The 23,689-nt window shown below is 65.4% G+C and carries 17 protein-coding genes; 7 read left to right on the top strand and 10 right to left on the bottom strand.

Annotated features, from left to right (window positions below; translation table 11 throughout):
- Positions 1 to 14: 14 nt before the first annotated feature.
- Complete coding sequence (locus AC56LU_RS12570) at positions 15 to 317, bottom strand: YciI-like protein (RefSeq protein ID WP_497175941.1); 303 nt, start codon at positions 315 to 317, stop codon at positions 15 to 17.
- 128 nt (positions 318 to 445) lie between these two features.
- Between AC56LU_RS12570 and AC56LU_RS12565 the strand changes: the two genes are divergently transcribed.
- The 7 genes from AC56LU_RS12565 (at position 446) to AC56LU_RS12535 (ending at position 7,823) form a co-directional block, all read left to right on the top strand.
- A complete protein-coding gene (locus tag AC56LU_RS12565; protein ID WP_497175940.1) occupies positions 446 to 979 on the top strand; it encodes a DUF2231 domain-containing protein in 534 nt (177 codons plus the stop codon).
- A 237-nt stretch (positions 980 to 1,216) separates the two neighbouring features.
- The gene (locus AC56LU_RS12560) at positions 1,217 to 2,194 is read left to right on the top strand and encodes an alpha/beta hydrolase (protein ID WP_497175939.1); all 978 of its coding nucleotides are present in this window, start codon (positions 1,217 to 1,219) and stop codon (positions 2,192 to 2,194) included.
- Between the two features lie 374 nt (positions 2,195 to 2,568).
- Positions 2,569 to 3,579 (top strand): BMP family lipoprotein, encoded by a 1,011-nt coding sequence (locus AC56LU_RS12555; protein WP_497175938.1) that lies wholly within the window; start codon positions 2,569 to 2,571, stop codon positions 3,577 to 3,579.
- A gap of 95 nt (positions 3,580 to 3,674) precedes the next feature.
- Complete coding sequence (locus AC56LU_RS12550) at positions 3,675 to 5,204, top strand: ABC transporter ATP-binding protein (protein WP_497175937.1); 1,530 nt, start codon at positions 3,675 to 3,677, stop codon at positions 5,202 to 5,204.
- A 13-nt stretch (positions 5,205 to 5,217) separates the two neighbouring features.
- Positions 5,218 to 6,297, top strand: a complete 1,080-nt coding sequence (locus tag AC56LU_RS12545; protein ID WP_497175936.1) for an ABC transporter permease — start codon at positions 5,218 to 5,220, stop codon at positions 6,295 to 6,297.
- 3 nt (positions 6,298 to 6,300) lie between these two features.
- The gene (locus AC56LU_RS12540; protein WP_497175935.1) at positions 6,301 to 7,266 is read left to right on the top strand and encodes an ABC transporter permease; all 966 of its coding nucleotides are present in this window, start codon (positions 6,301 to 6,303) and stop codon (positions 7,264 to 7,266) included.
- Between the two features lie 200 nt (positions 7,267 to 7,466).
- Positions 7,467 to 7,823, top strand: a complete 357-nt coding sequence (locus AC56LU_RS12535) for a hypothetical protein (protein WP_497175934.1) — start codon at positions 7,467 to 7,469, stop codon at positions 7,821 to 7,823.
- Positions 7,824 to 7,903: 80 nt separating this feature from the next.
- On the opposite strand, the gene AC56LU_RS12530 is transcribed toward AC56LU_RS12535, so the two are convergent.
- From AC56LU_RS12530 to xdhA, 9 genes are all read right to left on the bottom strand, one after another.
- On the bottom strand, positions 7,904 to 8,773 hold the full coding sequence (locus tag AC56LU_RS12530; RefSeq protein WP_497175933.1) for a MipA/OmpV family protein: 870 nt from the start codon (positions 8,771 to 8,773) through the stop codon (positions 7,904 to 7,906).
- A gap of 107 nt (positions 8,774 to 8,880) precedes the next feature.
- Positions 8,881 to 9,942, bottom strand: a complete 1,062-nt coding sequence (locus tag AC56LU_RS12525) for a S1/P1 nuclease (RefSeq protein ID WP_497175932.1) — start codon at positions 9,940 to 9,942, stop codon at positions 8,881 to 8,883.
- Positions 9,943 to 9,968: 26 nt separating this feature from the next.
- Positions 9,969 to 11,669 (bottom strand): bifunctional metallophosphatase/5'-nucleotidase, encoded by a 1,701-nt coding sequence (locus AC56LU_RS12520; protein WP_497175931.1) that lies wholly within the window; start codon positions 11,667 to 11,669, stop codon positions 9,969 to 9,971.
- A 127-nt stretch (positions 11,670 to 11,796) separates the two neighbouring features.
- A complete protein-coding gene (locus AC56LU_RS12515) occupies positions 11,797 to 15,207 on the bottom strand; it encodes a TonB-dependent receptor (RefSeq protein ID WP_497175930.1) in 3,411 nt (1,136 codons plus the stop codon).
- 525 nt (positions 15,208 to 15,732) lie between these two features.
- Entirely contained in the window at positions 15,733 to 17,226 is a 1,494-nt protein-coding gene (locus tag AC56LU_RS12510; RefSeq protein ID WP_497175929.1) for an adenosine deaminase, read from the bottom strand.
- A gap of 190 nt (positions 17,227 to 17,416) precedes the next feature.
- Positions 17,417 to 18,721 (bottom strand): guanine deaminase, encoded by a 1,305-nt coding sequence (guaD, locus tag AC56LU_RS12505; RefSeq protein ID WP_497175928.1) that lies wholly within the window; start codon positions 18,719 to 18,721, stop codon positions 17,417 to 17,419.
- Positions 18,708 to 19,811, bottom strand: a complete 1,104-nt coding sequence (gene xdhC, locus AC56LU_RS12500; protein WP_497175927.1) for a xanthine dehydrogenase accessory protein XdhC — start codon at positions 19,809 to 19,811, stop codon at positions 18,708 to 18,710. The genes guaD and xdhC overlap by 14 nt, the downstream gene beginning before the upstream one ends.
- Complete coding sequence (xdhB, locus tag AC56LU_RS12495; protein ID WP_497175926.1) at positions 19,811 to 22,141, bottom strand: xanthine dehydrogenase molybdopterin binding subunit; 2,331 nt, start codon at positions 22,139 to 22,141, stop codon at positions 19,811 to 19,813. The genes xdhC and xdhB overlap by 1 nt, the downstream gene beginning before the upstream one ends.
- Positions 22,142 to 22,151: 10 nt before the next feature.
- Complete coding sequence (xdhA, locus tag AC56LU_RS12490) at positions 22,152 to 23,630, bottom strand: xanthine dehydrogenase small subunit (protein ID WP_497175925.1); 1,479 nt, start codon at positions 23,628 to 23,630, stop codon at positions 22,152 to 22,154.
- Between the last annotated feature and the right edge of the window lie 59 nt (positions 23,631 to 23,689).

Below are 23,689 nucleotides of genomic sequence, written 5' to 3'. Positions count from 1 at the left end.
ATTGCCGTCTGTAATTATCCAGGACGGACCGGGGTGAAGGCGTCGTCGCCCACCACCGTATTCCACTGGCGCACGTGGAAGGCGCGCACCAGGCCGTGGGTGACGTAGGGGTCTTTGGCGGCGAACAGCTGCACCGGCTCCGGGCCGTCGCAGCTGAACATCAGGACGGCGCGGTCGCTCGGATCGGCCAGCGCGCCGGCGATCACCAGCTCGCCGCGCGCCTGCGCCTCCCATGCCAGCTGCAGGTGCTCGTCGCGGAATTCGCCGCGGCGTTCGAGGTAGTCTGGGGCGAGGTCATACATGAGCAGGTAGTGCACGGGAACTCCGAGGTCGAGGCAGCGAATGCCGGAATGGATCATCTTACTTGAAGCCCCCCAAGCGTGCGAGTCGCTCCCCTGCCCTATGTCACACTCATCCTGAACACAACCAACGTCAGGAGCACGCCATGAACAAGATCACCATCGCCGGCCAACCTCTGCACTCGGTCCTGAGCGCGGCGCCGGCCATCCTCATTCCCTTCGGTTTCATCCTCGACGCCATGCACAGCGCTACCGGCGACGAAGACTATGCCAAGGCTTCCTACCTAAGCATGGGCGCCGGCATCGTTGGCGGACTGGCCGCCAGCGCCGCCGGCGTGGCCGACTACGTGGCCGACAAGCCGCAGGGCGAAGAGAAACGCGACAGCCAGCTGCACGCCGCCCTCACCGGCGCCGCCCTCCTCGTCGGCGCGGCCAACCTGGTGCTGCGCCGCGGGGGCAGCCACGCGCGCGGCGGTTCGCTGGCGCTGACGGCGCTGTCCGCGGCCGGCGTGCTGGCCTCGGAATACCTGGGCAAGCACTACTCCGGCAACGGCAGCAAGGGCGAGCACGCCGAAGCCGGCGTCCACGCCGACCAGCAGGATGTGCGCATCGACCATACCGCGACCGATGTCGAACAGTACGTCGCCGCCGGTCCGTCCACGCGGCATGCGCCGGACTGAACACGCCGCGGCAAGCCGACACCGTAGCTCGTAGGGTGGGCGGGTTTCCCGCCCACGCGTTCAACTAGCGAAAGAATGATCGCGCAGGCTGTTCATGTCCGATTTGAACGCGTGGGCAAGAGACTTGCCCACCCTACTGTTGTAATAACCCAACTGTTCCACTACTCTTCCAACTTGCTTAACGCTGAGCGAAGTGCCGCACAGAACAAATTTTTGCGGCAGGGGTAGACTGGAGCCATGGACACGTCAAAGAAAATGGCAGCGGGGCTCACAGGATTCGCCAGCTTTTTGTGGCTGACCGTTACTGCCGCCGTGGCCGCCAACCAGCGCCGCCTGGTGTTCAATCCCTGCATCACACCCGAAGTGGAAAGCCCGCGCAGCACCGGGCACCGCACCCGCCCGGTCGTGCTGCGCGGCAAGGACGGCACCCGCCTGTGCGGCTGGCTGCTGACCCCGCTCGTTCCCGGCCCGCGCCCCGCGGTGATGTACTTCGGCGGCCGCTCCGAAGAAGTGTCCTGGGTCGCGCGCGACGCCGGCAAGCTGTTCCCCGGCATGACCGTGCTGGCCATGAACTACCGCGGCTATGGCCAGTCCCATGGCGTGCCGGCCGAAATCCACATGATCGAAGACGGTTGCACCCTGTTCGACTGGCTCGCCGCCCTCGGCCAGGTCGACGCTTCCCGCATCGCCCTGGTCGGCCGCAGCCTGGGCTCGGGTGTCGCGGTACAGGTGGCCAAGGAACGCCCGGTCAATTCCGTGGTTTTAATCACCCCCTACGATTCGATCCTGGCCATCGCCAAGCGGCGCTTCCGCGTGATGCCGATCGAGTACATGCTGCGCGACCGCTTCGAGTCGATCAAGTACGCGCCCTCGCTCAAGGCCCCGACCTATGTGCTGCGCGCGGCCGCCGACGACGTGGTGCCCCACTCGCACACTGACCAGCTGGTAGGCAAGCTGGCCACGCTGGTGGGCGACGAGACCGTGCCGGGCTCGGATCACATGAACATCCCCTACCTCGAAGCCACCCAGGCCCTGATCGCCAGCTTCCTCACGCGCCAGTTCGCCAAGCCGGTCGGCATCCCCCAGCTGCCGGCAGTCGAGGCCGCTGCGCCCGAGACTGCGCCGGCACAGGTCGAAGTCGGCAAGGAGGTGGGCCCTGCGCCTGTATCGACATCCTCCCCGGCAGACGCCACGATGAGCGCCATGGCAAAATAATTGCTGAAAAATGTCAGCAGTTATATTTCCTTGGAATAAATTGCCAAGTAAAATCGTATTTGTCATCAATATGTCGCTTGATGCATATTTGACAGGCTGAGCTGCGTACATCGAATTTCCCACAATTTGCGCGGCGTCGCGGGCGATGTCGGCTCCGGGCTTGTCGCAGGGCCGTGCTGGCTGTTGCAGATGAGCTACATACCGCAGGCCGATGCATCCGCGATACAAATCGTAACCCCTCGTGCGCCCTGCGGCTGACACAATGCGCTTCGCATTGTCCGCCGCAATGGCGCCGTTGGCGATGCAGCTTGCGCAGCCCGTTCCAGCCTGACTGTTGGGCCGGGTACAATATCGAAATTCCAGGAGCCTCATTCATGAAACTCAAGCAACTCACCATGACCATCGCGGCGCTGGCCGTCGCCGGCAGCGCGGGCATTGCAATTGCCGCGCCGGCAGCGCCGAAGCTCGGCATGGTCTACGATGCGGGCGGCAAGTTCGACAAATCGTTCAACCAGTCGGCCTTCGAGGGTCTGCAGCGCTTCTCGAAAGAGACCGGCATCAAGGTCTTCGAAGTGCAGGCCAACAGCGATACCCAGGCCGAGCAGGTGATGCGCGGCCTGGCGCGCAAGAAGGTCGACCTGATCGCGGCGATCGGCTTCTCGCAGACCCAGGCGGTCCAGAAGGTCGCCAAGGAATTCCCGAACGTGCGCTTCGTGCTGATCGACAGCGTCGCCCAGGGTGCCAACATCAACTCGGTGATGTTCAAGGAACAGGAAGGCTCCTACCTGGTCGGCGTCGCCGCCGCCATGGCGTCCAAGTCGAAGAAGCTGGGCTTCGTCGGCGGCATGGACATCCCGCTGATCCGCGCCTTCGCCTGCGGCTACACCCAGGGCGCGAAAGCGCAGTTCCCGAAAGTCGAGATCATGCAGAACATGGTCGGCACCACCGCCGCGGCCTGGAACGATCCGGCCAAGGGCGGCGAGCTGGCGCGTGCGCAGTTCGATCGCGGCGCCGACGTGGTGTTCGCGGTGGCCGGCGGCAGCGGCATGGGCGCGCTGCAGATGGCCAAGACCAAGGGCAAGCTGGCGATCGGCGTCGACTCGAACCAGAACTACCTGCACCCGGGCACCATGCTGACCTCGATGGTCAAGCGCGTGGACATCGCCGTCTACGACTCCTTCATGGCGCAAAAGAACGGCACCTGGAAAGCCGGCGTCATCCACAAGGGCTTGAAGGAAGGCGGCGTCGACTGGGTCCTGGACAAGGACAACCGCAAGGTCGTCTCGCCGGAGATCGAAAAGCGCGTGAACGCCGTGCGCACCGACATCATCAACGGCAAGATCAAGGTCATCGACTACCGCGCCGCAGGCAGCTGCCCGGTCTGATCCACCCATCCCATTCTGAAGCGCGCCGCACCGGCATACCCGGTCCGGCGCGCTTTTGAATGAATGAAGTACAAACTCTCTTAATACAGATCGCAATGCAGCCAGCCGTAGAATTTCGCAACATCAGCAAGGCCTTCGGGGCCGTGCAGGCGAACGCTGACGTCAGCTTCTCGATCGCCAAAGGCTCGATCCACGGTGTGATCGGCGAGAATGGCGCGGGCAAGTCCACCCTCATGAGCATCCTGTACGGCTACTACAATGCCGACAGCGGGCAGCTCCTCATCGATGGACAAGAGCGCACCATCCGCACCTCGCACGAGGCGATCGCGCTGGGCATCGGCATGGTCCACCAGCACTTCATGCTGGTCGAGAACATGACCGTGCTCGACAACGTCATGCTGGGGACCGAGGGTGGATTCAAGCTGGCTGCCAAGCGCAAGGAGACCGAGGCCAAGCTGCGCGAGATCTGCGCCCGCTACCGCCTCGACGTCGACCCGCTGGCCACCATCCACGACCTGTCGGTGGGTGCGCAGCAGCGCGTCGAGATCCTCAAGCAGATCTACCGCAGCGCCGAGATCCTGATCCTGGACGAGCCCACCGCCGTCCTCACCGCCCAGGAAACCGCCTCGCTGTTCGAAATCCTGCGGCTGTTCAAGGAACAGGGCAAGACCATCATCCTGATCACCCACAAGCTGGGCGAGATCATGGAGATCACCGACCAGGTAACGGTAATGCGCGCGGGCCGCGTGGCCGGCGCCGTCGCTACCAAGGACAGCTCGAAGGAACAGCTGGCCAACATGATGGTCGGCCGTCCGATCGAGGGCAACCTGCCGCGCAAGCCCTTCAATCCGGGCGCGCCGGTGCTGCGGGTGTCGAACCTGCAGCTCGAAGACAGGAACAAGGTCAAGCTGCTGTCCGACATCGACCTCACGGTGCGCGCCGGCGAGATCGTCGCGATTGCGGGCGTGTCGGGCAACGGCCAGAGCGAACTGATGGAAATCCTGTCGGGCATGCGCCTGCCGACCTCCGGCACGGTTGAATTCCTGGGCAAGGAGCTGCCCTACGCGCGCCGCGCCAACGCCGACGGCCTGCCCGCCGAATTCCGCGCGCTCGGCATCGGCCACGTGCCGGAAGACCGCCTGCGCGACGGCGTCATCAAGGATTTCTCGGTGATGCAGAACACCGTGTTCGGCTACCAGGACCGCGTGAAAAACAAGATGGGCCTGTTCGACTTCGAGGCCATCGCCAAGCGCTGCGCCCACCTGCTGGAAGCCTTCGATGTGCGTCCGAAGAACCCGGACCTGCGCATCGGTCTTCTGTCCGGCGGCAACCAGCAAAAGGTGGTGATCGCGCGCGAAGTGTCGGCTAGCCCGAAGCTGATGCTGGTCGGCCAGCCGACCCGCGGCGTCGACATCGGCACCATCGAGAGCATCCACACCCAGCTGCTGCGCCTGCGCGACGAGGGCGTGGCGATCCTGCTGGTGTCGACCGAACTGGAAGAAGTGCGCGCGCTCGCCGACCGCATCGTGGTCGTCTCGAGCGGCCGCGTCACCGGCGAACTGAACATCGACGAATTCGATACGACCCGCATCGGCCTGCTGATGGGCGGGATGCACAAGCACTAAGCCAACAAGCCCAATGAAAACGACTGAACTCCCACGCTGGGCTTCCGGCTTCGTCCTGCCGGTCCTGAACCTGCTGTCGGCGCTGCTGGTGGCGGCCCTCGTCATCCACCTGCTGGGCGAAAGCCCGGTGGAATCGCTGCAGATCCTGGTCAACAGCGCCGTCATCAATCCGGAAGGCCTGAGCTATACGCTGTTCTACGCCTCCACCTTCGTCTTCACCGGCCTGGCGGTCTCGGTGGCGATGAAGGCCGGCCTGTTCAACATCGGCGCCGAAGGCCAGATGTACCTGGGCGGCCTGGGACTGACCCTGGCCATGCTCGCTTTTGACGCCACGCTGTCGCCGTGGCTCCTGATTCCGCTGGCGATGGTGGCCAGCGCCGTGTTCGGCGCCGGCTGGGCTTTCCTGCCCGGCTACCTGCAGGCCAAACGCGGCAGCCACGTGGTGGTCACGACCATCATGTTCAACTTCATCGCCGCCAGCCTGATGAACTACCTGATCCTGAAGCTGATCCCCGAGGGCGACCAGAATCCGGCCAGCCGCGTCTTCAGCGAAGCCGCGTGGATGCCGCGCCTGGGCGAGTGGTTCCCGGTGCTGGGCGACACGCCGCTGAACATCGGATTCTTCCTGGCGATCGTGGCGCTGGCGGTCTATTGGGTGATGATGACGCGCTCGCCCTGGGGCTACAAGCTGCAGGCGACGGGCCTGAACCAGCACGCGGCCCACTACGCCGGTGTGCGCATCAGCCGCATGATCATCGTCGCCATGCTGATCTCGGGCGCGCTGGCCGGTCTGGCCGCGGTGAACTCGATCCTCGGCTCGACCCACTACCTGAGCCTGAACTTCCCGGCCGGCGCCGGCTTCATCGGCATCGCGATCGCCCTGATGGGCCGCCAGCATCCGGTGGGCATCTTCCTGTCGTCGGTCCTGTTCGGCGCGCTGATCCAGGGCGGCTTCGACCTCTCGCTGGAAAAGCCGAACATCCCGCAGGAGACCTTCATTTTCATCCAGGGACTGATCATCCTGTTCTGCGGCGCGATGGAGAACCTGTACGCGCCCGCCGTTCTTAAAATGATCAACGCACGCAAGGGATAAGCCATGGACGACTTCCAATTCGCCAGCATCGTCGTCACGATGATCCGCAATGCGCCGGTCCTGATCTTCGCGGCCATGGCCGGCCTGTTCGCCGAACGCAGCGGCGTGATCGACCTCGGCCTCGAGGGCAAGATCCTGGCCTCGGCCTTCGTGTCGGCCGGCGTCGCCTACGCCTACCAGGACCCGTGGCTCGGTATCGCCGCCGGCATCCTGGCGTCCAGCGCGCTGGCGCTGGTGCAGGCCTTCGTGTCGATCACCCAGAAGGGCAACCAGCTGGTCGCGGGCATGGCGATTAACATTGCCATGAGCGGCCTGACCTTCGTCGTGGCCCAGTACTTCTTCCAGCAGGGCGGCCGCACGCCGGACCTGGGCGAAGCGCGCCTGGCCGAGATCGTCCTGCCGGGCACCGCGGCCGTGGCCGATATTCCCTTCATCGGCTGGCTGTATGGCAGCGTGATCGGCGGGCACACCGTGCTGGTCTACCTCGCCTTCCTGCTGCTGCCGCTGGTGCACTGGCTGCTCTACCACAGCCGCTTCGGCCTGCGCCTGCGTGCCTGCGGCGAAAACCCGCACGCGGCCGATGCGGCCGGCGTCCCGGTGCAGCGCACCCGCTACACCGCGATGCTGATCGCGGGCGTGCTGTGCTCGTTCTCGGGCGCCTACCTGTCGATCGTCCAGAGCGGATTCTTCCTGCGCGACATGTCGGCCGGCGCCGGCTACCTGGCGCTGACGGCCATGGTGTTCGGCAATTGGCGTCCGCTGCACACGGTGCTGGGCTGCCTGATGTTCGGCTTCTTCGGCGCGGTGCAGGTGCAGATCGAAGGCGTGGACCTGCCGGTGGTGGGCCGCATCCCGGGCGCGCTGATACAGATGATCCCGTATGTGCTGACCGTGATCGTGCTGGCCGGCCTGATGGCCAAGTCGGTGGCGCCCAAGGCGCTGGGCAAGCCCTTCGTCAAATCAAGGTAATCGTAGCGGCACGTAGCAATGGCCTGCTTTCCGCAGGCCATTTTTTTTGCTGGTCGTCACCGCATGTTGCACAGTTTGTTAGCAAATGTGAGCGGCGTAAGCCTTTGTAAGGCTCGTCAACAGGGTGCAAGCGGCGCCCGTTAGAGGCCGAGGTGACACGATACACGTACGCCAGAACCCGAACCGGAAAGGATTTATCCATGAAAAAAGCACTTGCTACCCTGATCGTCGCTCTGTCCGCTACTTCGGCCTACGCCCAAACCACCACCCCGGCCACGCCGGCTACCCCGGCAACGCCGGCAACCGCCGCCACCCCGGCGATGCCGACCACCCCGGCAACCGAGACTTCCGCCACTACTGACTCGTCGGCAACCGCCGGCGGCACCGGCACCACCGCGGCCACCGCAGCTTCGCCGGCAATTCCGGCCACGCCCGCCACGCCTGCCACCCCGGCATCCGCAGCCGACATGACCGACCAGGCTGCCAAGGCCGATGCGAAGCAGGCCAAGAAAGATGCCAAGGCCGCGCGCAAGGACAGCAAAGATGCAATGAAGTAATCAGGTCAGCATCCGGGCGGGCCATGCGCCGCCCGTGTAGTTCACGATGCCGTGCGGCCCCGCACGGCATTTTTCATTGATTACATGCCCGGACTGACCGTTTCCGCCCCGCGCGCCCGCGCCGCGGAACGCCTGAAGGTCCACATCACGCCTACCCCGCCCGACACGCCGCTGTCCTTCACATGCAGCGGGCTGTCACGGTTCGCCGTCCCCTGGTAGCTCTCGTAGCGCAGGTAGCCGAACACCCGCACATCCTCATTGATGCGGCGCGAGCCGAACAGGCCGAGACGCGTCAACAGCAGGCCGGAGTCGGCTGCATACGCGGGCCGCGCGGCCGTCGCATACTGCGGCGCCACCTCGTAGAAATGGCGGTTGATCCGGCGGTCGCCCAGCACCACCGACAGGTTCGTTTCCAGCGTCCACAGCCCGCGCTCGCCAGCCATCTCGTAGGCCAGGCGCGGCTCGAAGGTATAGCCACGGCCATGCAGTCCACCACGCGCCTCGATCACGGCGCGCAGCGGCAGTTCCGCGCGCAGGCGGCGGTTATTGCCCAGGTCCGCCAGCCGCAATTTCAGGCGTGGGCCGAATTCCACCAGCGGACCGAGGTCGGGCATGCCGGCACGTTCGTCGACATCGTCCGAATCGGAGGGCAAGGCGCCGGCGAAGCCGATGTCGAGCTCGGCCCGGTCGGAGCTGAACAGGCGCGCGTTGACGCCGGAACGGTCGGCGCGCAGGATCTCGCCGCGGTAAATGATGTTCGGGAAGACCAGCACGCGGTTTTCGCGCTCGTCGGAGCCGGGATAGGACGGTGTGGACAGCGCGGCGGCGCCGAGGCCGATTTCCCACAGCGGGAGATTGCGCTCCAGGCTGGATTGCGCGTCGGCGGCGGCAGGAAGCAGGCAGGCAACGATACAAGCGGCACTGCTGGCCGCCTTGAAGAGAGGGTTCATGGTCTTGGACTCGGTGTCGGCGTCGGTGCCAGTGAGCCGGATTCTATCCAAGACCATGTGCGGGGCGCGCCGCGCACGGCGCTCCCGCGAGCGATGCTAGACTGCGCTCAACCCTTCTCCGGGAAAATCGCCAGCAGGATCGCCGCCAGGTTGTAGCCGCCCTTGATCAGCTGCTGCTTGGCGATCTCCGAGCTCGGCACCGGGTAGTTCTGCGGCACTTCCAGCGCGAAGGTGTAGTAGGTCTCGCCCTTCTTGCTGGTTTGCGGGGTCAGCTTGCCGGGCGTGACGCCGTCGAAGGCCTGCTTCGCCACGTACAGCGAATGGTTGGCCCACGCATACGGCGCGGTGATCGGGTCGCCCTCGATCGCCGGCAGCTGGGGTTTGCCGTTGATCACCTTCTCGGCAAACTGTTCCGGGGTCCGTGTCTGCAGGCGGCGGAACGCGTAGTCGACCGTGGTGCTGTCCCAGTAGGAGTGGAACGGCCTGGTCAGCGCCTTCGGCACGCCTTCCCGCACCGGGACGGGCTCGCCCGCCGGGATGACGGCGGCCGCCAGCGCGCCCAGGCGCGCATCGTCCAGCAACAGGTTATTGCTGCCGCGCGTGTCGAAGATCACGGTCTCGTCGACCTCGCCCTGGGTCTTCGGCGCCACGAACTTGCCGTCCTTGCCGACGTAGGCCGCGCCCACGTGCAGCGGCTGGTGGATGTCGCCGGCAAAGTGGGTGAGCAGGATCAGCGCCTGGCGTTTTGTGAACTTGTGCGGGTTCAGCTCCGGATCCGTCTTGCCCTGCAGGACGGCGATGCACTGGCGCAGCGTCTGCACGATGTCGACGCCGGTCCGGCCGACGCCATGGTCGTCATAGTGGTCGTGCTGGAACGGCACGTTGGTGTAGTGATACTTGTCGTGCTGCGGGTTGGCGTTGACGAACTCGATCATTTCCGGGGTCTGCTCGCCGCAGAAGGTCCCCTTGACGCAGTCGGCCCAGTTGGCGACCAGCTCGAGCGACTCGCCCGGCTTGAGCAGCTTGGCGATTTCCTGCTGCGCCCTGCTGCCCTTGAGCAGCTTGTCGGCGATGGCGCCGATCGCCTTGTGGCCGTCGCGGCCCCAGGCTGCGGCGTCGAACGATGCGAATGCGCTGGTGAGCGCGAGTACACAGGCTAGTTTTTTCATGGTCTTCCTTGACTCGTATGATCGGCTTACTGTGCCTTGATGATGCGTGGCGCGCTTGCGGCAGGGGCCAGCGCCGCGCCCTGCCCTTCGATGGCGCGCAGGTAGTCGGTAAAGGCGTCGAGGTCCAGCAGGCCGGTCTCGAGGCGATTGGTTCCCTTGCCGAATTCCGGGTAGTTGTCGCCGCCTTCGGCCAGGAAGTTGTTGGCGACGATGCGGTAGGTCTTGGCATCGATGAGCGGCTTGCCGTTCAGGGTGATGGCGGTCACGCGGCTGCCGACCGGGCGCCGCTCGTCCCAGGTATAGCTGAAGCCGTTCGACACCTGCAGCATCGATCCCATCGAACCGTCCTTGTTCCACTGGCGCTCGAGCAGCGCGCGGATCTGGGCGCCGCTCAGGTCCATCACCACCAGGGTGTTCCCGAACGGGAGCACGGCCTGGGCCTGGCCGAAGGCTGCCACGTTGTCGGCGCCGGCCTCCAGGTCCTTGCGGATGCCGCCTTCGTTCATGAGGCCGATCTGCGCGCCCACGTTGCGGGTGGCCGCCAGTACGGCGTCGGCGATCAGGTTGCCGAGCGGCGCTTCGCCGGCCGCGTTCTGCTTGCGCAGCACCGGCGCCGTGGCCAGGCGCGCCACCGGGCGGTTCAGGGCGGCGCGGCTGCTGTCCTTCACCCTGACGATGAAGGCGGCCATCCGCTCGTCGGCCGGATAATCGCCCGCCTTCATCAGCACGTTCTCGACCTTGATGTCGCCGACCACGCCTGCGCCCTTCTGCACCTTCATGTCGATGCGGGTCAGGAGGTGGCCGTAGGAAGACGCCTGGGTCACGGTGCGGCCGCCGACCTTGCACAGGTAGCTCTGGTGGGTGTGGCCCGTAATCACCAGGCGGATGCTGGGATCGAGCTTCTCGACGATGCCGACGATCGGACCGGTGAGGTTGGCGCAGCCGGGCTGGGTCGGGTGGTCCTTGGTGTTGCCGCCCTGGTGCACCAGGGCCACGATCACGTCGGCGCCCTGGCGGCGCATGTCGGGAATGGCGCGGTTGATGGCCGCGGCCTCGTCGCCGAATTCCAGGCCCGCGATACCCGAGGCCATGACGACCGAACGGGTGTCTTCCAGCACCACGCCGACCAGGCCGACCTTGATGCCCTTGGTTTCCTCGATGCGGAAAGCCGGGATGAAAGGCTTGCCGGTGGCCTTGTCGATCACGTTGGCAGCCAGGTAGGTGAACTTCGCGCCGCCGTAGGTCGGCGCCATCTGGCAGGCCTTGGCCGGACGCGGTGAATCGCAGCCGCCGTGCTGCTGGCGCAGCAGCTCCTTGCGGCCGGCGTCGAATTCGTGGTTGCCGACCGCGCTCACGCGCAGGTCCAGCATGTTCATCGCCTCGATGGTCGGTTCGTCGGCCCACAGCGAGGACATCGCCGGACTGGCGCCGATCAGGTCGCCCGCCGAGACAAACAGCAGGTCCTTGTCCTCCTTGCGCCAGGCCTGCAGCGCCGCCGCCACGGCTTCGACGCCACCGGCGCGGATCGCCGGCGCCTTGCTGCCGTCCGGGTTGGTCGGGGTGAAGCGGCTCGGCTCGAGGTTGCCGTGGAAGTCGTTCATGGCGACCAGCTTGATGCTCACCGGCTCGCGGCTGGCGGTGGCGGCGCAGCCGGCCAGGCCAAGTGAAATGGCGACGGCCAGCACGGCGCGTGGGAGAGGTGCCGGGGCACGCAGATGTACGTTCATGGAATATTCTCGATGGAGGAAGGTGCCTGTCGGCCCTGCGCATTATCACATGGCTTCACCCAATGGAAAACGGCCGGTGTCGCCACCGGCCGTTCTCACATCACAGGGATGCCTTCACGCGTTCAGCTTAGAACTCGTACTTGACGGTTGCCTGGATGGCCCACTGCGACTCGCCCTTGTTCTGGCGAACGTTCAGGTCTTCCACGTTGTTGCGCACGCCGTAGACGTAGCGGCCCTGTGCATCCAGGCCGACGTAGTCGACGAAGCTGCGCGCCTGTGCGCCGGCGGACTGGAAGCCCACTTCTTCGATACGGCCCCACTTCTTGTTCAGCAGGTTGCCGAAGTTGAGGATGTCGAGCGAGAAGCTGGCCTTGTGCTTGCTGAAGAAGCCTGGCAGTTCCTGGGTGATCTTCACGTCGAAGCTGTTGGTCCATGGCGAGAAGTCGGTGTTACGACCGACCACGCCGCCCTTGGCATTGCGCAGCACTTCGTTGGCGTTGACGGTTGCCCAGAAACGCGCCTCGTTGCTCTTGTTGGTCGCGGTGTCGCCGAAGAACACGACTTCGCCCGAACCTTCGGCCGACGGGATGTACATCAGGTCGTTGCCGGCCAGTCCGTCACCGTTCAGGTCGTTGTTGAAGGTCCAGCTGTACGGCTTGCCCTCGCGGCCTTCATAGAAGACGCCGAGACGGGTGCGGTAGTTGCCGAAGAAGCGCTTCTCCCACGACATGCGGGCATTGATACGCTCTTTCACCAGGTAGGACGAATTGGCGGCGACTTCCTCGTTCGGGTTGAAGACCGAGCGGCCCGACCAGTTCGAGTTCGAGGTCGACGAGGTCAGCGGCGAGACTTCGGTCGCGTTGGTGTGCGAGTAAGCGACCGACCAGCCGAAGCCCTTGCGGGTCGGGCTCGTCAGCGAGAAGGTCAGGACCTGGGCATCGCCCTTGTCGGTGCCCTTGGCCAGCAGCACGTTACCGTAGCTCAGGTTCGACAGCGCCTTGTTGGTGTTCTGGCAGTTGGTTGCATTACCCACCGAGTTGTTGGTGAAGGTATAGCAGCTCGCCGACAGGCCATTGGCGTTGTAGTACAGCTCGCGGCCGTCCTTGCCGATGCGGGTCGGTGCGCCCAGGTTCAGGTTCTGGTAGAAGATCGAATCCTTGTTCTGGGTCGCCAGCAGCTCGGCGCCGAACACCAGACCGCCGACCGGCAGCTCATGCTCGAATGCCAGGTTGGCCTTCCAGATCGATGGCTGGCGCAGGTCCGGCGACAGGACGTCGACGTTGGCCGACGGGGTCGAGCCGGTGACGGTACGCTGGGCGTTCACGTCCGGCGTGAACAGGCCGTCGGTGCTTGGGCAGCGGGTTGCGCCCGAGCCCGAGCAGGTGATGGTGCGGGTAGCGATGCCCGGGTTCGAGAACGGGTTCGACATCCACACGGTCGCCGCCGCGCCCTGGAACAGGCCGGCACCGCCGCGCACCTGGGTCGGACGTGCCGTGTCGAACTTGTAGTTGAAGCCGACACGTGGCTGCCACAGCTTGTTGCCGTCGAAGGTCTGGGTATTGTCGACACCATAGCCGCCGGACTGGCGCAGGAAGGTGGCGGCGTTGCCGGCGACGGTCGGTGCGGCCACGGCGGCGTTGCGCAGCGGACGGTTGTCGACGCCGGTCACGTCGACGCGCACGCCGGCGCTGACGGTCAGGTTGTTGTTGACGGTCCAGTTATCCTGCAGGAACACGCCGGTGTTCTTCATCGTGAACTGGGCGATCGCGTTGCTCAGCGAACCACCAGCCACCGGCAGCTGCACGGTGTACGACGACGGACGGCCGCGCGAGAAGTTCTCGAAGATCGCAGCGTCGATCTGGGCCGCGGTCGCGGTGGCGCAGTTGATCGAGCCGAAGGTGTACGCGAAGTTGTTATCGCACTGGAAGGTGTAGTTGCCGTACACGTTCTGCAGGAAGGCGTTGTACACCTTGTTCTGGGTGTAGTCGGCGCCGACCTTGAATTCGTGGTCGCCCCACAGGTAGTTGGCGCCGGCGTACACGTCCAGGGTCTTGGTGCCCAGCACGTTGTTATGGCGGCTTTGCTCGGTACCGGTGTTCAGGAAGCGGGTGCCGGTGCGGGTGCCGCTCGGTGCGTCCGACGGCAGCGGGCCGGTGAACGAGAACGACATGGTCGGCAGCGTGGCATTGTTGACCGGCACCGAGTCATAATCGCGCTGCGAAACCTTGAATTCGGTCGACAGGTTCTCGGTCCAGTCCGAGAACACCTGGCCGACCAGGGTTTCGATGGTCTTGTCCTGGTTGTAGAACTGCGAGCTCAGGGACACGCCGCTCTGCGAGAAGCCCGGGAAGATCGGCTCGTTCTGCGAGGTCTTCGAGTAGCGCAGGTTGGCGCGGTGGTCGTCGCTGATGTTCCAGTCGAGCTTGAGCATGCGCTCTTCCGACTTCATCTTGGTACCGGCCGGCACGTCGGTGCTGCCGATGTCGAAGCCGTAGCGGCTCTGGGCGATTTCCTTGATGCGGTTGATCTGGTTCGGGCTGATGCCGACGGTGGTGCCGGTGCCGGTGCCGATGGCGCCGAATTCCGGACCGCTGCGGCTGCTTTCATAGTTCTCCGCCAGGGCGAAGAAGAACAGCTTGTCCTTGACCAGCGGGCCGCTGACCCACAGGCCCTTGGTGTTGTCCTTGAATTCCGGCGCGTCGAAGTAGTCGTCGGTGGTCTGGTTGTAACGCTTGCCGACCAGGCGGTCGTCGCGGGTCACGTAGTAGGCGCCGCCGTGGTACACGTTGGTACCCGACTTGGTGACGGCGTTGACGTTGGCGCCGGTGTAGCCGCGCTGGGTCACGTCGTAGTTGGCGACGTTGACCTGCACCGAGGCGATGGCTTCCATCGAGATCGGCTGGCGGGCGGTCGGGCTGCCGTTGGCTTCCAGGCCGAAGGTATCGTTGATGGCCACGCCGTCGATGGTCATCGAGTTGTAGCGCGAGTTCTGGCCGGCCACGGACATCTCGCCGCGGTCCTTGTCGGTCTGCGACACGCGTGGATCGAGACGCGCGAAGTCCTGCAGGTTGCGGTTGATCGATGCCTGGGTTTCCAGGTCGGCGCGGCTGATCGCGGTGACCGAACCCATGGCCTGGTTCGAGAAGATCTCCGAGCGGGCTGCCGAACCGGTCACGGTCACGGTCTGCATGTTCTGGCCCAGGGTCGCGTCCACGGCGGCGGTTTCGGCCAGCTCGGTGAACACGCCTTCGCGGCGCTCGGTGACGCCGCCCTGCGTGATGATGATGGTGTAAGGACCGCCGACGCGCAGGCCGCGTGCAACGTAACGGCCTTCCGCGTCGGTCGTGACATTGCTGACAGAACCCGACTCGGTGTGAACAATCTGCACCTGGGCGCCGACGGCAGGCTTGCCGTCAGCGGCCGAGATACGGCCGCCGATGGCCGAGGTGGTGTTCTGTGCGAAGACTGGCGTGGCAGCCAACGCAACAGACAAAGCCAGCGCCAGTTTGGTGAGCCGGATCTGTTGTTGAGTGATCATTGATAACCCCAAAAAGAACTATAGTTATAACGGGCAGCCGACGGTTGCCCCTCTCTTACAAGTACTGCAATCTTTTCTTTTGCTGCATGGTGCCCAGGCGGGCCTGCCGGCTAGCGGCGGCAAGTGTAACGTGCAAGTGTTTCAACGAAATGACACGGCGCGCACCCGATCGAACGATGATGCCTTTTGGTAATCAAACCTCAATATGCATGAGCGTTATCAAACCGGCCAATTCGTTTTGGCTTCGATATTCATACGTTTGTCGTATAAATACGCACCACTACGTCGCATCTGCGCTACAAACCTGGGTTAAACCCGAGCAAAATTACAAGGCGGGATTATAAAGGCGGCATTCCTAGGCGAAATTTTTTTAATAAGAATTTGGCCAAACCTGAGATGGAAGGGGATGTTTTGTAGCAGGCGAGCCACAAAAGATGCATTATCGATCATTTGTGATCGAAAAGTTACCGATAAAAGATGACTGCCAAGCGCTGCACCAGAGATGTGCAGCGCCTGGCCAGGCCCTTATTTCGCTGCAGCGCGCAGCTTTGCCAGGCCGGCAAATTTGGCCTCGAAGGCCGCGAAACGCTCGTCCAGTTGGCGGGTCAGACGTTGTTTTTCTGCCACTGGCAAGAAAGCGTAGCGGATGCTGTTGTACGAGGTCCGCTTCATCTCCGCATAGTCCGGCTTGTAGCGGCTGGCGAACAGCACGTATTCGTTGGACAGCGTATGGCGGGTGACGCCGGCGTCGTCGGTCGAGATCACGTAGGGCACGCCGTATGTGCGGTACAGGGTGACCGGGTGGTTGGCGCCTTCGATGCCGCTGATGAAGGCGTTCGAGGTGAGGTTGATCTCGACCGGGATGTCGTCCTTGCGCATTTTGGCCATGATGGCCGGCGCATTGGTCTCGTGGGCCAGGTCGAGACCGTGGCCGATGCGGTCGGCGTTGGCCACGACCAGCGCCTGATCGATGTGGAACTTCAGGCCTTCCGGCGGCACGTCGCCCATCGCCAGTTCGCCGGCGTGCATCGCCACCTTCACTTCCGGATAGCGCGACTTCAGGAAGCGGAACATCTTCATGTGCAGCGTGTAGTCGCGCATCGAGACCATCGTGCTTTCCTGGCCAACGATATTGACGCCCACGATCTTGTCGCTCATTGCCGCCGCCTTGAAGCCCGACACCATCGACGAGAACACCTGCGAGGGGTTCAGCAGGCGCAGCACGTAGGTCTGGTAGCGCATGGTGAAGCGCTCGTCGTCGATGCCTTCGGCCGACTCGTGGATCTTCGTGACGAAATCCTCGATCGACTTGGCGAAGCCGGCATCCTGCTCCAGCACCGCCAGCCAGGCGCCCATCTGGGCGTCGAAGGCCCGGTCATTGCCGACATTGTTCCAGGCCTGGGTGTCGAAGTCCTTGTTCACCACGAACGGGGACATCTTGAACATGGTCTCGATGTAGCCGACGTTTTCCGCGATGGCGCGCTTCTTGAGCTCCTGCAGGCCTTCGCGGAAGTTCGCGTTCGACACCGGCCCGAAGAAGCCGAAGGTCTGGAAGAACAGGCGGTCCGGCGGCGGCTGGAGCGCGCCATGGTTGCCGAAGTCCTTGTTCGACCAGCGCTGCAGCAGTTCGCGGTAGGTGTAGTCGTCGGCATAGACCTCGGCGGTCGACAGGCAGTTGCGTTGTTCCGCCGGCTTGGCGCGCTCGGCGGCGACGACCTCTTTGCTGGTCTCGATCCGGTAGGTCTGCTTGTTGAGGCAGTAGCCCTGCTTGTCGAGGAAGTCGACGTACTGCTCGGCGTAGACCGACCCCGAATAATGGTGGTGCAGGTCGCCGCCCTTGGGCATCTGGGTGAAGAACAGGGTCAGCTCGGCCGTCTTCGGCTCGCCGGCGATCAGGCTGGCGTAATGGCGGGCGGTGGCGGTTTCGTTGGCCTTGGATGCCGGGCCCTTGGCCAGGGCTTGCGGGGCGGCGGCCAGGGCCAGGGCCAGCAGGACGCTGCCGGTCAGTTTGGTATACATGGATCGGACTTTCTGGTGCGGTTATGGCAAGCTCGCGCCTGCACTGGACCGCGCAACTCTATACGGTTGAGTTAGCGTTTGCAATATGCCTACGTAGGGTGGGCGGGTCTCCCGCCCACGCGTTCAACTCCCGCATGCACTGCCTGAACGCGTGGGCAGGGAACCTGCCCACCCTACGAAAAATCCTATTTCAAGCGCCGCGGGCGTGGACTTGCTCGCCGCCGGAATACGTCGCCTTGACCACCCGGTCATCCCCCAGCAGCGCCAGCGCGAACAGCAGCTCTTCCAGCGACGCCAGCTGCGCCGTGCGACGCGCCAGCAGCGGAGTGGCCTGCGGATCGAGCACGACGAAGTCGGCCTCCGCCCCCGGCGCAAAGCTGCCGATCGTCCCTTCCAGCCCCATGGCGCGCGCCGCGCCCAGCGTGGCCAGGTAGAACATGCGCAGGGCCGGCAGGTAGCTGCCCTTCAGGCGCGCCACCTTGTAGGCTTCGTTCATGGTCTGCAGCATCGAGAACGAGGTGCCGGCGCCCACATCCGTGCCGAGCGACAGCAGCGTACGCGCCTTGTCGGCCCGGTCGAAGTCGAACAGGCCGCTGCCGAGGAACAGGTTGGAAGTCGGGCATACCGCCGCGGCACTTCCCGTGGCCGTCATGCGCGCGAAGTCCTCGTCGTCGAGCCAGATGCAGTGGCCGAACAGCGCGCGCGGGCGCATCAGGCCGAAGCGCTCGTACACGTCCAGGTAGCTGCGCGCCTGCGGATGCAGCTCGCCCACCCAGGTGCATTCGTCCTTGTTCTCCGAGACGTGGGTCTGGATGAAGGTGTCCGGGTAGGCCGCGGCCAGTTCGGCGGTGGCGCGCAGCTGGGCGTCGGTCGAGGTCGGGGCGAAGCGCGGAGTGATCGCATACAGCTGGCGGCCGCGCTTGTGCCACTTCTCGATCAGGTCGGCGCTGGCGCCGACACCGCCCTCGCAGTCGCGCAGGAAGTCGGGGCAGTGGCGGTCCATCAGCACCTTGCCGGCCACCATGCGCAAGTTGCGCGCTTCGCTGGCTTCAAAAAACGCATCCACCGATTGCGGATGCACGGTGCAGTACACGACGGCAGTCGTGGTGCCGCAGCGCAGCAGTTCGTCGAGGAAGAACTCGGCGGTGGCGCGCGCATGGGCCGGGTCCTCGAAACGGCGCTCGGTCGGGAAGGTGTAGGTCTCCAGCCAGGGCAGCAGGCCCGGGCTGGGCGAGGCGATCATGTCGGTCTGCGGGAAATGCAGGTGGGTGTCGATGAAGCCCGGGGTGATGAGCTGGCCGCGGTAGTCGTGCGGGGTTACGCCGGGCGGCAGCGTATCGATCAGGGCGGCGTAGTCGCCCGCGGCCTTGACCTTGCCGTCTTCGACGATCAGCAGGCCGTCCTCGAGCCAGGCATGGGCGTCGCCATCGAAGGCCGGGTCGGCATGGAAGTGCAGCAAGCTTGCACGGTAAGCCTGGAGCTTAGTGTTGGACATCTTGACAATCCGAAGAAACATGGGCTTGGCGGGCAGCTGCTTCCCACACGGTGAGCAGCTGGGCCGCCACGGAGGCCGCGATCACGGCCGGGGCCTTGCCCTCGATGCCGGGCAGGCCGACCGGGCAGACCATCGCGTCGAGGCGCGCATCGTCGATGCCGCGTTCGCGCAGGCGGTGCTCGAACTGGCGGCGCTTGGTAGTGGAGCCGATCAGGCCGAACCAATCCGCGCTGGGGCGCGACAGTATCGCGTGCGACAGGGCCAGGTCAAGGGCGTGGCTGTGCGTCATGACCAGGAAGGTGGTGCCGTGTGGCGCGTTTTCAACAAGCGCCTCCGGCGTGTCGGTGGCTTCGACCGTCACGTTGGCCGGCAGCGCGGGCGGGAACAAGGCGTCGCGCTCGTCGACCCAGGTGACGCGGCAAGGCAAGTCGGCCAGGGCGCGCACGATGGCGGCGCCGACGTGGCCGGCGCCGAACAGCATCAGGTGCGCGCGCGGGGACGGTACGGCGTCGGCCAGCCACAGGCGGTTTTCGGCGTCCTGGAACAGGTGGGTGCCCTGGCTGCGGTCGAAGGCCGGGACATTGCCGCCGGCGAGCTGGCGCCCGTTGCCGTCGAATATCGCCGTTGTAGGGTGGGCGGGGCACGACAGGCCAGTGGCCTGTTGTGCGCCCGCGCGTTCAACTGACGGAAGCGCAGCCACAGCGCATTCTTTAGTTGAACGCGCGGGCGGGAGACCCGCCCACCCTACGAAAACCACGCGCCAGGTGTCCTCGTTGCGGCGCTGGTCGAGCAGCGCCAGCTGCTCCGCATCCGCAAACTCAAACGCCAGCCACGCAATCCCCCCACAACACTGCCCAAGCTTCGGCCCCAGCGGAAACCGTTCGACATGCGCCGCCCCGCCCTGCCCCAGCATCGCGCGCGCGATCTCCAGCGCCCGGTGCTCCAGGTGTCCGCCGCCGATGGTCCCGCGAAACCCTTCGGCATCCACCAGCATGCGCGCCCCCGGCTCGCGCGGGACGGAACCCTCGACGCGGGCAACCGTCACCAGCACTGCGGGCGCCGGCAGCGTGCCTGTCAGCCAATCGCTCATCAGGCGCCCGCCGCTTCCACGGCCGCCACCGCCCGGAGAATCTCTTCACAGGTCGCCGGCGCATTCAGCGGCGGATTCAGCTTGTGCCCGCCGACCGCCGAGATGGCGTCGCGGATCGCGAAGAACACCGAGAACGGCAGCAGCAGCGGCGGCTCGCCCACGGCCTTGGAGCGGTGGATGCTGTCCTCGACGTTGCGGTTCTCGAACAGGCGTACGCGGAAGTCTTCCGGGCAGTCGGAGATGCCGGGGATCTTGTAGGTCGAGGGCGCATGCGTCATCAATTTGCCCGCCGGGTTCCACCACAATTCCTCGGTGGTGAGCCAGCCCATGCCCTGGATGAAGGCGCCTTCGACCTGGCCGATGTCGATCGCCGGGTTGAGCGAGTTGCCGGCGTCGTAGAGCGCGTCGGCGCGCAGCAGCTTCCATTCGCCGGTGAGGGTGTCGACCACCACTTCCGAGATCGCCGCGCCATAGGCGTAGTAGGAGAACGGATGGCCGTTCATGGTCTTCGGATCCCAGTGCAGGCCGGGCGTGGCGTAGAAGCCGTCGGACCACAGCTGCACCCGCGCCAGGTAGGCCTTGGCGATCACGTCGCCGAAACGCAGCACCTGGCCCGCCACGAACACGCTGTCGTCGGCAAAGCGGACTTCCGAAGCGTCGCCGCCGAACTGCCCAGCGACGAAGGCGGCCAGCCGGTCGCGGATGGTGCGGGCGGCGTCCTGCGCCGCCTTGCCATTCAGGTCGGCGCCGGTGGAGGCTGCGGTGGCCGAGGTATTCGCGACCTTGCCGGTGTTGGTGGCGGTGGCGCGCACGCGCTTCAAGTCCACGCCCAGTTCGTGCGCGACCACCTGCATCACCTTGGTATTGATGCCCTGCCCCATCTCGGTGCCGCCGTGGTTCACCAGGATCGAGCCGTCCACGTAGACGTGCACCAGCGCGCCGGCCTGGTTCAGGTGGGTGACGTTGAAGGCGATGCCGAATTTCACGGGGGTGAGCGCCAGCCCCTTCTTGAGCACGGGACTGCCGCGGTTGAATTCATTGATCGCCGCGCGCCGGGCCCGGTAGTCCCCGGTCTGTTCCAGCTCGGCCACCAGTTCGTGGATGACGTTGTCGACGATCGTCTGGCCGTAGGGGGTGAGGTTGCGATCCGTCTTGCCGTAGAAATTCAGGCGGCGGATGTCGAGCGCATCGCGGCCCAGGTTGCGCGCGATCTCGTCGATGATGTATTCGATGGCAATGGCGCCCTGCGGTCCGCCGAAGCCGCGGAAGGCGGTGTTCGACTGGGTATTGGTCTTGCCGCAGGCGGCGCGGATCTCGACGTCGGACAAATAATAGGTGTTGTCGAAGTGGCAGACCGCGCGCGTGGCCACCGGGCCGGACAGGTCGGCCGAGTAACCGGCGCGCGTGACCATGTCGACTTTCGCGGCAAGGATGCGGCCCTCGCGGTCGTAGCCGACTTCGTACTCGTAGTGGAAGCAGTGGCGCTTGCCGGTCACCAGCATGTCGTCGTCGCGGTCGGCGCGCAGCTTGACGGGCCGGCCGGTGCGCGCGGCCGCGATCGCCGCGGCCGCGGCCCACAGCGCCGACTGCGATTCCTTGCCGCCGAAGCCCCCGCCCATGCGGCGGCACTCGACGGTCACGTGGTGCGAATGCAGGCCCAACGCGTGCGCCACCACGTGCTGCATCTCGCTCGGGTGCTGGGTCGAGCAGTAGACGTGCATGCCGCGGTCTTCGCCCGGGATCGCGTAGGCGATCTGGCCTTCGAGGTAGAACTGCTCCTGGCCGCCGACGTACAACTCGCCCCGGACGCGATAAGGCGCGGCGGCGAACGCGCCTTGCGCATCGCCGCGGGCCAGGCGCATCGGCGGCAGCACCCAGGATTGCGCGGCGCGCGCCGCCTGCGGGGTCAGGATGGCCGGCAGGTCTTCGTAGTCCACCTGCGCCAGTCTGGCGGCGCGGCGTGCATTGTCATGGCTGTCCGCGACCACGATGAACACCGGCTGCCCGACGTACTGGACCAGGCCATCGGCCAGGATCGGGTCGTCATGGATGATCGGGCCGCAATCGTTCGTGCCCGGGATGTCCTGGGCGGTGAACACCGCCACCACGCCGCGGCTGGCGCGCACGGGCGCCAGGTCGATGCCGAGGATGCGTGCGTGGGCGCGCGACGAGAGCCCGAGCGCCGCGTGCAGCGTGCCGGCGGTCTCGCGGATGTCGTCGGTATAGGTGGCCTGGCCGAGCACGTGCAGCACGGCCGATTCGTGCGGCCGTGGCTTGCCGACTTCGGTCCACTGGGCAGTGCCGAGGATGGGTGTGCCTGCGTCGTTCATGTGCTCCTCCTCAATCGGCCGCGAAGGCATTGACCGCCGTCGACGGCAAGGGATCGTCGACGCGGGTCTCCAGCCAGAAGCGGCGCAGCAGGTTCTGGGCGGCCCGCATGCGGTAGCTGTTCGATGCGCGCATGTCGCTCAACGGCGCGTAGTCCTGGGCCAGCGCGTCCATCGCGGCGCGCATCGTCGCTTCGTTCCACGGCTGGCCCAGCAGGACGGCTTCCGCGCCGGCGGCACGCTTGGGCGTGGCCGCCATGCCGCCGAAGGCGATGCGTGCGCCGGCGACGACATCGCCGTCGAGCGTCACCGCAAAGGCGGCGCACACGCTTGATATATCCTGGTCGAAGCGCTTGGCCAGTTTATAGGTACGGAAGCGCAGGCCGGTCCGCGGCAGCGGCACCCGCAGCGTTTGCACGAATTCGCCCGGCTGCAAATCCTTCTGCTGGTAGCCGAGATAAAAATCTTCCAGCGCCAGCACGCGCTCGCCGGCCGCGCCGCGCAGCACCACCTGGCTGCCCAGGGCAATCAGCCAGGGCATCGAATCCCCGATCGGCGAACCGTTGGCGACGTTGCCGCCCAGCGTGCCGGCATTCCGGATCGGCAGCGAGGCGAAGCGCTGCCACATCTCGCCCAGCTCCTCGGAGTAATGACGGCAGACCGCCGCATAGGCATCTTGCAGCGTCACGCCGGCGCCGATGTCCAGCATACCCCCGCTTTCCACCACGGTCTTGAGGGCCTCCACCTGGCCGAGGTAGATGATGTCGTTCAGCTCGCGCATGTGCTTGGTGACCCACAGGCCGACGTCGGTCGAGCCGGCCAGCAGCAGCGCGGACGGGAATTCGCAGCGCAGCGCGACCAGTTCGTCGAGCGTGCGCGGCGTGTGGAAACGCCCGCCTTGCGCTTCATAGGTGAAACCGTGGGCGCGCTGCAGCGCTCCCAGGCGTTCGGCCAGCGCGGCCCGGTCAAAGCTTGCCGCCGGCAACTCGACCATGCGGCGGGCCGCATCGATGATGGGGCGGTAGCCGGTGCAGCGGCACAGGTTGCCCGAAAGCGCGTCGTCGATCTGGCAGCGCGAAGGCGCGCGGCCGGAAGGCCCGTGGCCTTCCCGCTTCAGGTACATGCCCCACAGCGACATGGCGAAGCCCGGCGTGCAGAAGCCGCACTGCGAGCCATGGCACTCGACCAGGGCCTGCTGGACCGGATGCAGGCTGCCATCGGGCGCCTGCAGGTCTTCGACCGTGAACAGGGCCTTGCCGTCCAGCGTGGGGGTGAACTGGATGCAGGAATTGACGGCCTTGAGTGCGAGCTTGCCGTCTTCCAGCGCGCCGATCACCACGGTGCAGGCGCCGCAGTCGCCTTCCGCGCAGCCTTCCTTGGTGCCGGTGCAGTGCAAGTCTTCGCGCAGGTGCTGCAGGATGGTCTGCGTCGGCCGCACATCCGATACTTCCTGGACGGCGCCACGGTAATAGAATCGGATCGGCTCTGGCATCAGGGTCTCGTGGAAGTCTTGTTGAAACGGTCTCGGGCAAGGGCGGAAGGCTACCACCC

The organism is Telluria sp. PB2R4, assembly GCF_059685695.1.
The sequence above is the reverse complement of the archived record's forward strand: the minus strand, read 5'-3'. Positions and strand labels throughout refer to the sequence as shown.

What these genes read in the sequence shown, in the direction of transcription:
- AC56LU_RS12565 (WP_497175940.1), top strand. Translation starts at nt 446, where the DNA reads ATGAACAAGATCACCATCGCCGGCCAACCTCTGCACTCGGTCCTGAGC.
- AC56LU_RS12560 (WP_497175939.1), top strand. Translation starts at nt 1,217, where the DNA reads ATGGACACGTCAAAGAAAATGGCAGCGGGGCTCACAGGATTCGCCAGC.
- AC56LU_RS12555 (WP_497175938.1), top strand. Translation starts at nt 2,569, where the DNA reads ATGAAACTCAAGCAACTCACCATGACCATCGCGGCGCTGGCCGTCGCC.
- AC56LU_RS12550 (WP_497175937.1), top strand. Translation starts at nt 3,675, where the DNA reads ATGCAGCCAGCCGTAGAATTTCGCAACATCAGCAAGGCCTTCGGGGCC.
- AC56LU_RS12545 (WP_497175936.1), top strand. Translation starts at nt 5,218, where the DNA reads ATGAAAACGACTGAACTCCCACGCTGGGCTTCCGGCTTCGTCCTGCCG.
- AC56LU_RS12540 (WP_497175935.1), top strand. Translation starts at nt 6,301, where the DNA reads ATGGACGACTTCCAATTCGCCAGCATCGTCGTCACGATGATCCGCAAT.
- AC56LU_RS12535 (WP_497175934.1), top strand. Translation starts at nt 7,467, where the DNA reads ATGAAAAAAGCACTTGCTACCCTGATCGTCGCTCTGTCCGCTACTTCG.
- AC56LU_RS12530 (WP_497175933.1), bottom strand. Translation starts at nt 8,773, where the DNA reads ATGAACCCTCTCTTCAAGGCGGCCAGCAGTGCCGCTTGTATCGTTGCC.
- AC56LU_RS12525 (WP_497175932.1), bottom strand. Translation starts at nt 9,942, where the DNA reads ATGAAAAAACTAGCCTGTGTACTCGCGCTCACCAGCGCATTCGCATCG.
- AC56LU_RS12520 (WP_497175931.1), bottom strand. Translation starts at nt 11,669, where the DNA reads ATGAACGTACATCTGCGTGCCCCGGCACCTCTCCCACGCGCCGTGCTG.
- AC56LU_RS12515 (WP_497175930.1), bottom strand. Translation starts at nt 15,207, where the DNA reads ATGATCACTCAACAACAGATCCGGCTCACCAAACTGGCGCTGGCTTTG.
- AC56LU_RS12510 (WP_497175929.1), bottom strand. Translation starts at nt 17,226, where the DNA reads ATGTATACCAAACTGACCGGCAGCGTCCTGCTGGCCCTGGCCCTGGCC.
- guaD (WP_497175928.1), bottom strand. Translation starts at nt 18,721, where the DNA reads ATGTCCAACACTAAGCTCCAGGCTTACCGTGCAAGCTTGCTGCACTTC.
- xdhC (WP_497175927.1), bottom strand. Translation starts at nt 19,811, where the DNA reads ATGAGCGATTGGCTGACAGGCACGCTGCCGGCGCCCGCAGTGCTGGTG.
- xdhB (WP_497175926.1), bottom strand. Translation starts at nt 22,141, where the DNA reads ATGAACGACGCAGGCACACCCATCCTCGGCACTGCCCAGTGGACCGAA.
- xdhA (WP_497175925.1), bottom strand. Translation starts at nt 23,630, where the DNA reads ATGCCAGAGCCGATCCGATTCTATTACCGTGGCGCCGTCCAGGAAGTA.